We start from the raw sequence: 11,739 nt of genomic DNA on the forward strand, positions 1-11,739 counted from the left end.
ACCTGTAGCGTATAAGTCACTTTTTTATTAAGGGCACATTTATGACAGCAAAGATCACAGTTGGTTGGCGTGAGTGGTTAAGTTTACCTGAGCTTGGTATTAACGAGATAAAAGCAAAAATTGATACTGGCGCTCGCACTTCATGTATTCATGCAATTAACATTGAAGAATACGAAGTTGACTCAGAAAAATGGGTTAAATTTACGGCCCAACCACTGCAAGATGATGAGCAAACGCAAGTCACTTGCAATGCAAAAGTTAAAAAAATGAAGTACGTAACCAGCTCAAGTGGGCAAAAAGAGCTACGCTACTTTATAGAAACTACATTACATGCAGGCGAGCATAGCTGGCCTATCGAGCTTACTTTAACAAGCCGTGCAACAATGAAGTTTAGAATGTTATTAGGGCGTACAGCCATGGAAAATCGTATAGTCGTTGACCCGGCTTTATCTCAACTATTAGGTCGTAAGGTTTAACTATGAAAATCGGTATTTTATCTCGTAACAGAAAGCTATATTCAACACGTCGCTTAATTGAGGCAGCAGAAGCACGCGGCCACGAAGTTAAAGTGATTGATGCATTGCGTTGTTATATGAATATCAACTCTGAGCAACCAGAAATTCACTATCGCGGTGAAAACTTAAAAGAATTTGACGCAATTGTCCCGCGTATTGGTGCATCGGTTACATTTTATGGCTGTTCGGTACTTCGTCAGTTTGAAATGATGGGTGTTTATCCTGTAAACGAATCAGTCGCTATTTCTCGTTCGCGCGATAAATTACGTTCACTTCAGTTACTTTCGCGCAAAGGCGTTGGTATGCCAGTAACAGGTTTTGCCAGCAAACCCGATGACGTAAAAGACTTACTAGAAATGGTAGGCGGTGCACCTGTTGTAATTAAATTACTTGAAGGCACACAAGGCATTGGTGTTGTACTTGCTGAAACACGCAAAGCAGCTGAAAGTGTTATTGAAGCGTTTATGGGCTTAAAAGCCAATATTATGGTTCAAGAATATATTAAAGAAGCGGGTGGTGCAGACATACGTTGTTTTGTACTAGGCGACAAAGTAATCGCAGCAATGAAGCGCCAAGCACAAGAAGGTGAGTTCCGCTCTAACCTTCACCGTGGTGGGAGCGCTACATTAGTTCGCATTACTCCAGAGGAACGTAAAACGGCAGTAGCAGCGGCTAAATCAATGGGCTTAAATGTAGCGGGAGTTGATTTACTTCGCTCATCTCGTGGGCCACTTGTGATGGAAGTTAACTCATCACCGGGTTTAGAGGGGATTGAAATAGCAACAGGTAAAGATATTGCAGGTATGGTAATTGATTTCATCGAAAAAAATGCCTCAAGTAAAGGAACAGCAACACGTGGCAAAGGTTAAAATTAACCGTCCTTTTTCCTTATTAGGAGAAAATGTAGGCGTAGGCGAGCGTAAAACGCTTGCCTTAGAAGCAGCTAAGCTTTACACCCATTCACCACTTAATATTCCTATTGAAGTGGTTAACGGTGTAATGGAAGGTCCTGTGCTTATGGTGTGTGCGGCTATTCATGGTGATGAGCTAAATGGTGTAGAAGTTGTGCGTCAGTTACTTGCTAAAATAGATCCAAGCCAACTGCGCGGAACAATAATCGCTGTGCCTATTGTGAATGTGTTTGGCTTTATTCACAAATCGCGTTATTTACCAGATAGACGCGATATGAATCGCAGTTTCCCAGGTTCTGAACGTGGTTCATTAGCTGGGCGTATGGCTTATATGTTTTTTAATCAAGTGGCAGTACATTGTACTCATATTATTGATTTGCATACTGGCGCTATTCATCGTACTAATTTACCGCAAATTCGCGCTAATTTAGAAGATGAAGCAACCGCTGAAATGGCTAAAGCATTTGGTACGCCGGCGGTTATAAATGCATCCCTTCGTAATGGTTCATTACGCAGTGAAGCCGCAAATTTAGGTATACCTGTTATTACTTATGAAGCAGGCGAAGCGCTACGCTTTGACCCTATCGCTATTGCGGCAGGTGTGCAGGGCGTTGATTATGTTATGCGCCATTTAAAAATGATCCGTGGCAAGCGCCCTAAAAAGTTACCAGACCCTATTATTGCAGGTTCGACTAGTTGGATACGTGCAGAGGTTGATGGCATTGTGCGTGCACAAGTATCACTAGGTGAGCATGTGACTAAAGGGCAAGTACTTGCTTATATTAGTAGCCCATTAGGGGATTCTGAGCTTGAGCTTTTAGCGCCTAAAGGCGGTATTGTTATTGGTCAGCAAACGATGCCATTGGTAAATGAAGGTGATGCGGTATTCCACCTTGCTTACTTTGCAAATGACAATAGTTTAGTAGAGCAGCAATTAGAGAACTTTATTGATGAGATAAATGATTTAGATGACGAGCTTAAAACAGCTGAACTAAATAACTAATAGCTAGGGCGTGTTTAACTTTGCGGATTGAAATTTGTTCAATCCAAGGAAGATTAAATCGCGGCGCGAGGTTTGTAACCTAGTGGGCTAAGTAAAAACCGAGTAACAAAGAGTTTATCGCCCCTAGGCAGAACCCGAAGGGCAGCGCATGTTTGGCATTTATGCTGCGTTATCGCCTATTTATGGGGAGTAACCACACTTCATAGGCTCTGCCTTGTCTAAAAACCAAACATACTGCTGCAAATTCAACCATCAAAGATCAACACGCCCTAGTCTTAATTGTGGTTAGTTAAGCATTAAAAAGCCGCAGTAGGTATTTTGACTACTGCGGCTTTTTTGTGAATATAATTTTTTAAACTATGTTTTTTTAGGACCAATAATACGCTTTATAACAGGGGTTTTAGTTGGCTTTGGTTCTTTATTTAAAACCATGACAGGACGGGTCACAAATAAATTGTTAGGGTAAATTACACGGTGCCCATCAATATGTTCAAGTACTACATTCATTAAGCCCATTTCAACAATGCGCCCTTCAACATGATTCGCACCATCAATAATTCGTACCCAATAACCAACGCGGCAATCGTTTTGAATAAACATCAGTAAAAATGCGGTGAGGTTACTCAATAATGACCAAGCGGCAAAAAGTGCTACCCCTAACATGGCAAATAAAGAAGAGCCTAAAACCAATAAACCACGCAGCTCTATACCCCAAAATACTAAAACCAAACACAGTACTACAAAGGCGAGTATAATTTTTAGTAAAAGCTCTGCACGGTATTTTCGGTGCAAATCTACTTTGCCTTTAATCGCTTTTTCGAGTAGTTTTTTGGTTATTTTTAATAGAAGAGGGAAAACCAAAATAGCGATTATAGTTACAACCAACTTATATTGTGATGCAAACAATTCTAAAACTTCTATTATTTCCACATTAGGTCCTGAACTTTCATAACAATTTAATGCAATTGGTATTAGTTTAACGTGTTTGTATTATTTAAAAAGTGTTTTTAACGCTTACTAGCCACTGGACTGAGTCTACATCGTCGTAGCTATCAACAGGGGCGGCAATATCAATGTGGATCATGGTTCCTGAGTTTGCGCGACTCGGTGCCAAACGCAGACCAACGCCTACATTTTTCAATACATGTGCATTTTCACCGTTATCTTCATCGTTAAACCATGCTCTGCCTACATCTACAAAAGCTGCGCCACCCACTTTAAATAGTTGTAGTAAATCGTACTCCCAGTAATAGCGCTTTTCTAGATTTACTAAAAAGCTGCGATCGCCATGTTGATAATCCATCGGGTAACCACGCAGGCCTGTTTCGCCACCTAAAGTAAGCTGTTGATCAGCAGTCAGGTTTTTGGCGTATTGCACGCGGGCTTTAACATACCAAGATTGGTCTTCACTGGTATTTAAATAATATTGTACTTGGCTGGTGGCCATAAAGTTTTCGAGTTTTTTCTGTTCTTTATTCCAATAGCCATCAATATCAGCACTAAAACGCCATAAGGTATTATCGTTAGTAAAGTGGGCTTTTTTAAAGTTAAAAGAATACACCGCGCGGCTGTCGTCATTACTTAAGGACTCATCTGAATAGCCAATTAAGCTTTTAATATTCCAACCTAAATTTAAATCCTCAGTGCGAGATATACTGTCAAAATTGCGTACTTTTATGTAGTTATCTTCAAACCAATGGCCGCTTATAAAGGGATAACTTAAGCTTCTGTCATCGGCAAGTGGTGCAAATGTAGTGTCTATAGCTTCAAAGGTATGTTGCTCATCGGTATAGCCTAACGTTAGTCGCTGGGTCCAATTATTATTAAGCGCTTTAGAGTGTCCTATAAATACACGGTTTAAATCGGTAGTTTGATCAAATTCGCTAAACTCTTCGCCGCGTTTATATAGTGACTCTTCGCTCTGCTCAGAATAGCTTAAAATACCGTAACTAAAGGGGGTGTCAATTGCGTAAAATGGATAGGTTAGCTCAAGCAAATGGCGCTTGCCGTCGCTGTTATCGGCGTATTCTAAACGGCCTCGGTAGCGAGTAGATAAAATATTAGGATCGTCGTAAACAAATAAGTAACCGCTGCGATCGCTGTCAGTGGTGCGCGAAAAAGAAAGGCGCTTACCCCACCCAAGCAGGTTAGATTCTCTAAAGCCTATACTCGATTTGTTTTCTCCACCGCTTCGACTAAAGTTCACTTCAGGTAAAAGTGTCCATAAATCACGGGTAACCACTTCTACATTAACGTCGCCGTCGCAGTTTTCGGTAGCACTAATTTGTGCATCATATAAGTAGCTTTCTTTACGAAGTAAACGCTCAGATTCTGCGAGCTTTTTAGCGTCGTACTTGTCACCTGGGGAGAATAATAAAAGGTTATTAATGACATCGGGCTCTGTTTGAATGTGAGCGCGATTAGCAAAACGGAATAAAGCATTATTTTCCTCTTCAAGCTCAGTATTAAATACATTAAGTTGCTTGAGCTTTATTGAGGCTATTTTAGCGTTACTATTACTGTGCGTGAGGGTTGTTTTGTCTTGAACTTCTCGGCGTAGGTTTTTATTTGTGCTTAAATCTGTCTGTTCTACAAGGCAGTTATCAGTTTTCATTGAAGATTGTTGTGCGAACGTATTAGGCACATAAAAGCTTAAAACCGTTAAACTAATACAACATTGTGCTATCCATTTCTTGCTCACCATTAAACCTCTTACTGCTACGTAGCAAATGACTATCGTAATATCAGCTTACATCATTGTTATTATAATGTAAGTAAAAGGTATGGATTTTGAAATTAATTAATTGTTACTCATATTCACTTTTGTTAATAACCAGCTGGTTTACAGCGACCTATGCGCTAGGCATTAAAAGCTAGCTTAAATAAAATGCTAAAGCGGCTAATAAGTGCTCAGCTTCATGACCTTCGGCATTAATCCAGATGCTTTGGCTGTAATGCTCATAGTTTAAATTAAAGGTTTGATGATTATAGGTAAAGCGAACTTGGTGGCGATCGGCGCCTGCAGAGTACTCATTGAGTGTTACTTCGTCTGAGTGTAAAAATAATGTACTCCACAGCTCAAAGTCTTCATCGTTTGGTAGCTCAATGGGATTAATCAAAATACATTTGTGTGTATGGTCATATTCTATTTGGGTCATAATGCTCTTAATTAGTAGCTAGGTAATGTCGAATTGCCGTTAAAAATTCGCCGCCGTACTTATTTAACTTAGTAAAACCAACACCAGAGACCTTTAAAAATTCACTGTCGTTTGTTGGCATAAGCTGCGCCATTTCGGCTAACGTTTTATCATTAAATACCACGTAAGGTGGCACATCGTCGGCATCAGCAAGTTCTTTACGAAGTGCGCGCAGGCGAGCAAAGAGTTTTTTGTCGTAATTAAATTGCGCTAACTTATCTTGATAAACGTGTTTGGCTTGCAGGCGTGGCTCGGCTAATTGCAGTGCGTATTCACCTTTTAAAATTACACGCGCGGCTTCTGTTAATCTAAGTGACGCACCTTGTGTTATATCTTGGCTAAGTAAGCCTTGATGAATAAGTTGGCGTAAAATACTGAGCCAAAACTCACTGCTTTTATCTTTACCTATGCCGTAAGTACTTAACTCATGATGATTATTATCGCGGATGCGGCTCGTGTTTGCACCGCGAAGTAATTCAACAATATAACCAAGTCCAAAACGTTGTCCCGCTCTGTACACACACGAAAGTGCTTGCTGGGCGACTAACGTACCATCAAAGCTTTTTGGCGGATTTAAGCAAATATCGCAGTTGCCACAAGGTTCGCGTTGATATTCACTAAAATAGTTAAGTAATATTTGACGACGACATGTTTGCGCTTCGGCAAAGCTTGCCATTGCGTTAAAGCGTTGTTCTTCTACGCGGCGGCGTTGTTCGTCGTCTATGTCTTCAAAAAAGCGCCTTACGCGACCTATATCAGCTGGGTCAAAATACATTATAGCTTCTGCGGCAAGTCCATCTCGCCCAGCTCGACCAGTTTCTTGATAGTACGACTCTATACTTTTTGGAATATCGTAATGCAGTACAAAACGCACATTAGGCTTGTTTATGCCCATGCCAAAAGCAACGGTTGCGACCACTATTTGTATATCGTCACGGGCAAACCCGGTTTGTACAAATTGCCGTTGCTCGTTACTCATACCAGCATGATAAGCTGCAGCGTTTAGTCCAGCATCTGCAAGCTTTTCAGCAATGTCGTCTACGCGTTTACGGCTGGTGCAATAAATAATACCGCTTTGGCTTTTTTGCTCCTTTAGGTAGCGAAGCAATTGCACCATAGGTTTAAATTTTTCTTCTATGGTGTAACGAATATTGGGGCGATCAAAGCTGCCAGTATGAATATAAGGCTGTTGTAGTTTTAATTGCTCAACTATATCAAACCGTGTGGCTTTATCAGCGGTGGCGGTTAATGCCATCATTGGGACATGTGCAAAACGTTGCTTTAATTCGTTTAAGCGAAAGTAGTGAGGTCTAAAGTCATGGCCCCAATGCGACACACAGTGCGCTTCGTCAATGGCAAATAAACTCACATTTAAATGCGATAAGCGCTCTAAAAATTCGCGTTGTAATACTTTTTCAGGCGCCACATATAAGAGCTTAATTTGCCCCTGATGAAGCTGTTGATACACCAATTGCTGTTCTTCTCGTGCTAAGCTGTTATTAACGTAAGCGGCTTTTACCCCAAGAGCTTGCAGTTGCGTTACCTGATCTTGCATTAGCGATATAAGCGGAGATATAACAATAGTTACGCCTTCGAGTACTAAAGCAGGGATTTGGTAGCACACCGATTTTCCGCCGCCAGTAGGAAGCAATACAAGCGAGTCTTGGCCGTTAATAGCAGCATCAATAACTGCTTTTTGACCGTCGCGAAATTCACTGTAGCCAAACACTTGTTTGAGGACAGTTTCGGGTTTACGCACAAGGGTGCTAGAAGGTGGAGTTGATGTATTCATTGGCGGGTATTTTAGTGGTTTTTTAGTGAGATGTCTTTAGCTGAGTTACTTGATAAATTATTTAAGTGGAGTCTCGTAGTTTTACACTATGTATGTTTTACTCATCTTACCTGTTTTGACATAGAGAATAATAATGAATAAAGAAATGTTAATTGAACAAGTGGGCGCGTTATTTGTAAATGGCATGCCGTTTAACCAGTTTTTACAAATATCGGTTGAGTCGTTAAGCCCTGAACAGGCCAAAATTACGTTCCCGTGGCAGGATGTACTAATTGGTAATCCTGCGCAAAAAATACTCCATGGTGGTGTTATTTCAGCCGTACTTGATAATGTAGGCGGTATGCTCGCTGCAGCAAGTGTAATTGATAAACTCACCGATTTAGATATCACAAGTGTGCAAACAAAATTAGCCACGCTTGGGACTATCGACTTACGTACTGATTATTTGCGCCCTGGTAAAGGAGAGAGCTTTACTGCCAGCGCAACACTTATTCGTTCAGGTAATAAAGTATGTGTATGCAGAATGGAATTACATAACGAACAGTCTGTTCAAATTGCTTTTGGAACCGGTACGTATTTAGTTGGATAAAACGCGTATGGCAAGTAAACTAGCGGCCTTTTAAATCACTAAGTGTTTATTATGTCGATTGATACTGAGCAGCGTAAAGGTGCTATTTTTGCTTGTCTTGCTTTTCTAATGTGGGGCCTTGCGCCAATATACTTTAAGTTGATTCAGCATGTTTCTGCTTTTGAAATTTTAATGCATCGGGTTATTTGGTCGGTTGTGTTTTTAGTATTGGTAGTAAGTGTTTTACGGTATTGGGGTAAAATTAAACGCATTATCGTTCAACCTAAGCTTTTGCTTATGCTTGTTATAACCTCTGCACTGCTTGGGTTTAATTGGGGTTTATTTATATGGGCTATAAATAATAACCACATGCTTGATGCAAGCTTGGGCTATTACATAAATCCTCTTTTAAATGTATTACTGGGTATGCTTTTTTTAGGCGAACGCCTGCGTAAGTTCCAAGGCGTAGCAGTAGCCCTTGCCTTTAGCGGTGTAGTGCTGCAGCTAATTAGTTTTGGCTCGTTTCCGGTAGTTGCCTTTTCACTGGCTATATCATTTGCACTTTATGGCTTATTACGTAAAAAACTACCCGTTGAAGCCTTACCTGGCATTTTACTCGAAGCACTTATATTACTGCCTGTCGCACTTATTTATTGGTGGTTAATGGTGCCAACACCGACTTCAAGCTTAGCAGCTAACGATTGGCATACTAATGTACTACTGATTAGTGCAGGTATTGTAACTACATTACCACTGCTTTGTTTTACCGGCGCCGCTAAGCGTTTGCAATATACTACACTTGGCTTTTTTCAATACATTGGGCCAAGCTTAATGTTTATACTAGCTGTGGTGTTTTATGGTGAAGTGTTTGATGCAGAGCGTGTAGTAACATTTGCATGTATTTGGAGTGCACTGGCTATTTTTAGTTGGGACTCTTACCATCAATCACGCAAACGTAAAAGGGCGGCTATTACAGCCGCAGAAGTATAATTAACTAATAAAATGGTTAACTAACTACTTTATTACGACCAGATTCTTTAGCGTCGTAAAGCTTTAAGTCGGCCTGTTTTAAAAGTTCATCAATTTGATAAACAGGCCCGTTTGCAAAGCCAATAGAAATGGTGAATTTTATTTTAGCTTTACTAAACTCTTGGCTATTCATTTCTATAAAATACCTAAAGCCTTCAAGGCGTTTAAGGGCTTCTTGTTTATCTACATCTATAAAATAAACTGCAAACTCTTCACCACCTAAGCGCGCTACTAAGTGCTTTTTAAAGTATTTACTGAAGCAAATAGAGAGCCCTTTTAATACTTCGTCGCCAACATCGTGCCCGTATGTATCGTTAATTGATTTAAAGTGATCAATATCAAGCATAGCTAAAGCACCGTCACCTTTAGTATGTTTTATTTGCTTTAATGATTTTTCAGCTTCTTCAAAAAAGTAACGACGATTTGGTAAATTAGTTAAATAATCCGTGTTGGCTTGTCGCCTTATGGTGGCTATAAGTTCTAACATATCGACGTTTTGACTAAGCCTGCAGTAAAACTCTTCGCTATTAAAAGGTTTATGCAAATAATCGTTTGCGCCATTTTTTAAAAATAAGCTAGAAAGCCCTACAGAGTCAGAACCCGAAATACCAATAATAGCCTTTTCATCATTGCTATATAAGCGGCGAATCTCGCTACATAGTTCATCGCCATTCATGTTGGGCATTTCATTATCAGTAATAATAACTGAAATATCAGGTGAAGCTTCAAGGAGGTTTAACGCTTCTTGTCCGTCTTGCGCTTCAATAATTTGATACTTATGGCGCACTAATAAACTACAAATGTATCGTCGGGTCGATTTAGAGTCGTCAACAACGAGTACTTTTACATTTTCGTTACGAGGCAGGCGCTGTAACTGTTTTTCGAGGTACTGATAAGCTTGTTTATTTTCTTTAATGATGTAATCGATGATTGGGTATTTTTCTACAGTGTCGCGAGTTTTTTTATCAATATTGCCCGTCATTACAATAGTTGGAATGTCTGCATTAATAGTACAAGGTACAGCTTCACCAGATGGGGCATCAGGTAATATGAAGTCAACTACAGCGCAAAAATAGCTATTTTTACTTATAAGCTCTTTTGTTTGCGCTAATGACTCAGCTATATCAACTTCATAACCAGCCTTAAGCGCGATGTGCTTTTGCACTCGCGCCATGGCAGGTGTATCTTCAACTATTAGTATTTTTCGCGTCACGGAACAACCCTATATATATTTTGCAAAAATATTTGCTTATACAAGTTGTAACTGTTAAAACGCAAAAAAGCAAATAACTTAAGTACTTACAGATTATCCGCTTCTGAATAATACTCTTGGCTAATCGGTGCCGGGCTCGACATTTTTGAGCGTCCAAATAAAGTATGAAACTTAGTTTTGCAGGTCGTTAGTTTTAAGTATTTTACCCAAGCTCGTTCGATTGGGTTGGTAGGTTCTTGTGAGCCAGTTACGACTGCTACAAACTGTTCTTGGTGTTCGTTTTGCGGCTCAATTGTTTTACTGTATAAGCCTTTTAAAACAACTCCGTGTTGTTCAAGTATGCTGGCTTCTAATAAGGTGAAGTTTCCGCTGCGGCTAAAGCCTCGTGGAAAGTTTTGATCATCATAAAATTGACGTTGGCTAACAAATGCTTGGCGTAGTAATGAAATGTTATTGCTCATAGCTTTATCCTCATACCTTAGTAATTAGCTGGAGTATGATGCAAGTTTGGCAATTTATTAAACAAATTATTTTTATCGTGAGGATAAAAAATTGGATATCGATTTATTAAAAACATTCGTTGAGGTAGTGCGTACGCGTCACTTTGGTAAAGCGGCCGAAAACCTTTATATTACGCAGTCTGCAGTGAGCTTTAGAATTCGCCAATTAGAGCAAGGGCTTGGTGTTAATTTGTTTATTCGCCAGCGTAATAACATTCAACTTACAGCACCTGGCGAGCGCTTATTACCCCATGCACAAATGATTATTACGGGCATGCAACGCGCCAAAGTGGATGTTGCGCTTGCCGATAATATGCATAAGCAAATTAGCTTAGCAGGAACGCCTAATATTTGGGATGCTTTTTTACAGTTTGGTATAACAAATATTGTATCGGCGATGCCGGGCGTGTCATTAGTCGCAGAAGTTAAAGCACAACAAGAAAGCACTCGGCTGTTATTAGAACGCACGCTTGATTTGGCAATATTGTTTGATCCACCAAAAGTAGACGAGCTAGTGGTAGAGCGAATCTGTGAGTTGCCAATCATTCCCGTAAGCGGATACGACACTGCAACGAACGAAAACTTTTTTGATAATCAGTATGTATATGTTGATTGGGGAACTACTTTCTCACTTTGGCATGCGCGTCAGTTTACCGGTAAAACACCGCCTTATTTTAGAACCAGCACAGGACGTATTGCACTTGATTTAATACTGCAATGTGGCGGCAGTGCATTTATACCTCAAGTATTGGTAGAAGGGCATTTAGAAAAAGGTGAACTGTTTCATGTTAAAGATGTAGAAAATACCTCGCGAGACGTGTTTATAGCGTATCACAGAGACAACGAGCAAAAAGAGTTAATAGAAACCTTAGTTAATTTACTATCGCAAATGACCCCAAGCTTGTCATTAAAGAAAAGTAAGTAAGTTCGGCCGTTTATTAGGCTTTCATGTTATTTTGATTTCAAATTTAATGCATTTTTATTAATAAAAAAAGACATTAATATTTCCAT

12 protein-coding genes are annotated in these 11,739 nt (G+C 39.9%); 6 read left to right on the plus strand and 6 right to left on the minus strand.

The window, feature by feature from the left end; all coding sequences use genetic code 11:
- The first annotated feature begins 41 nt into the window (after positions 1–41).
- Genes ABX891_RS04455 through ABX891_RS04465 form a run of 3 tightly spaced genes read left to right on the plus strand, consistent with a single transcriptional unit; the run spans position 42 to position 2,429 of the window.
- Positions 42–476, plus strand: a complete 435-nt coding sequence (locus ABX891_RS04455; RefSeq protein WP_002961974.1) for an ATP-dependent zinc protease family protein — start codon at positions 42–44, stop codon at positions 474–476.
- Between the two features lie 2 nt (positions 477–478).
- Positions 479–1,384 (plus strand): 30S ribosomal protein S6--L-glutamate ligase, encoded by a 906-nt coding sequence (gene rimK, locus ABX891_RS04460; RefSeq protein ID WP_002961977.1) that lies wholly within the window; start codon positions 479–481, stop codon positions 1,382–1,384.
- Positions 1,371–2,429 (plus strand): succinylglutamate desuccinylase/aspartoacylase family protein, encoded by a 1,059-nt coding sequence (locus ABX891_RS04465; protein WP_002961978.1) that lies wholly within the window; start codon positions 1,371–1,373, stop codon positions 2,427–2,429. Before rimK ends, ABX891_RS04465 begins: the two co-directional genes overlap by 14 nt.
- 357 nt (positions 2,430–2,786) lie before the next feature.
- Here the strand turns inward: ABX891_RS04465 and ABX891_RS04470 are convergent, their stop codons facing one another.
- The 4 genes from ABX891_RS04470 to recQ form a co-directional block, all read right to left on the minus strand.
- Positions 2,787–3,359, minus strand: coding sequence for a mechanosensitive ion channel domain-containing protein (locus ABX891_RS04470; protein WP_138489650.1), 573 nt, complete (start codon positions 3,357–3,359; stop codon positions 2,787–2,789).
- A 64-nt stretch (positions 3,360–3,423) separates the two neighbouring features.
- Entirely contained in the window at positions 3,424–5,133 is a 1,710-nt protein-coding gene (locus ABX891_RS04475; protein WP_354628977.1) for a BamA/TamA family outer membrane protein, read from the minus strand.
- Between the two features lie 169 nt (positions 5,134–5,302).
- Positions 5,303–5,587 (minus strand): DUF3630 family protein, encoded by a 285-nt coding sequence (locus tag ABX891_RS04480; RefSeq protein ID WP_002961372.1) that lies wholly within the window; start codon positions 5,585–5,587, stop codon positions 5,303–5,305.
- A 7-nt stretch (positions 5,588–5,594) separates the two neighbouring features.
- The gene (gene recQ, locus ABX891_RS04485; protein WP_024603604.1) at positions 5,595–7,418 is read right to left on the minus strand and encodes a DNA helicase RecQ; all 1,824 of its coding nucleotides are present in this window, start codon (positions 7,416–7,418) and stop codon (positions 5,595–5,597) included.
- 133 nt (positions 7,419–7,551) lie between these two features.
- Between recQ and ABX891_RS04490 the strand changes: the two genes are divergently transcribed.
- Both ABX891_RS04490 and rarD read left to right on the plus strand, forming a co-directional pair.
- Positions 7,552–8,007 (plus strand): thioesterase family protein, encoded by a 456-nt coding sequence (locus ABX891_RS04490; protein ID WP_024596241.1) that lies wholly within the window; start codon positions 7,552–7,554, stop codon positions 8,005–8,007.
- Positions 8,008–8,058: 51 nt separating this feature from the next.
- Positions 8,059–8,976, plus strand: a complete 918-nt coding sequence (rarD, locus tag ABX891_RS04495; protein ID WP_354628978.1) for an EamA family transporter RarD — start codon at positions 8,059–8,061, stop codon at positions 8,974–8,976.
- Between the two features lie 16 nt (positions 8,977–8,992).
- Here the strand turns inward: rarD and ABX891_RS04500 are convergent, their stop codons facing one another.
- A complete protein-coding gene (locus ABX891_RS04500) occupies positions 8,993–10,228 on the minus strand; it encodes a response regulator (RefSeq protein WP_039488333.1) in 1,236 nt (411 codons plus the stop codon).
- A gap of 86 nt (positions 10,229–10,314) precedes the next feature.
- Complete coding sequence (locus tag ABX891_RS04505; protein ID WP_024596244.1) at positions 10,315–10,689, minus strand: MaoP family protein; 375 nt, start codon at positions 10,687–10,689, stop codon at positions 10,315–10,317.
- Between the two features lie 91 nt (positions 10,690–10,780).
- Between ABX891_RS04505 and ABX891_RS04510 the strand changes: the two genes are divergently transcribed.
- Positions 10,781–11,653 (plus strand): LysR family transcriptional regulator, encoded by an 873-nt coding sequence (locus ABX891_RS04510; protein WP_024596245.1) that lies wholly within the window; start codon positions 10,781–10,783, stop codon positions 11,651–11,653.
- The last annotated feature ends 86 nt before the right edge of the window (positions 11,654–11,739 follow it).

It is taken from the genome of Pseudoalteromonas sp. NCIMB 1079 (assembly GCF_040567695.1).
Classification (GTDB): Bacteria; Pseudomonadota; Gammaproteobacteria; order Enterobacterales; family Alteromonadaceae; genus Pseudoalteromonas; species Pseudoalteromonas distincta.

What these genes read in the sequence shown, in the direction of transcription:
- ABX891_RS04455 (WP_002961974.1), top strand. Translation starts at nt 42, where the DNA reads ATGACAGCAAAGATCACAGTTGGTTGGCGTGAGTGGTTAAGTTTACCT.
- rimK (WP_002961977.1), top strand. Translation starts at nt 479, where the DNA reads ATGAAAATCGGTATTTTATCTCGTAACAGAAAGCTATATTCAACACGT.
- ABX891_RS04475 (WP_354628977.1), bottom strand. Translation starts at nt 5,133, where the DNA reads ATGGTGAGCAAGAAATGGATAGCACAATGTTGTATTAGTTTAACGGTT.
- ABX891_RS04480 (WP_002961372.1), bottom strand. Translation starts at nt 5,587, where the DNA reads ATGACCCAAATAGAATATGACCATACACACAAATGTATTTTGATTAAT.
- recQ (WP_024603604.1), bottom strand. Translation starts at nt 7,418, where the DNA reads ATGAATACATCAACTCCACCTTCTAGCACCCTTGTGCGTAAACCCGAA.
- ABX891_RS04490 (WP_024596241.1), top strand. Translation starts at nt 7,552, where the DNA reads ATGAATAAAGAAATGTTAATTGAACAAGTGGGCGCGTTATTTGTAAAT.
- rarD (WP_354628978.1), top strand. Translation starts at nt 8,059, where the DNA reads ATGTCGATTGATACTGAGCAGCGTAAAGGTGCTATTTTTGCTTGTCTT.
- ABX891_RS04505 (WP_024596244.1), bottom strand. Translation starts at nt 10,689, where the DNA reads ATGAGCAATAACATTTCATTACTACGCCAAGCATTTGTTAGCCAACGT.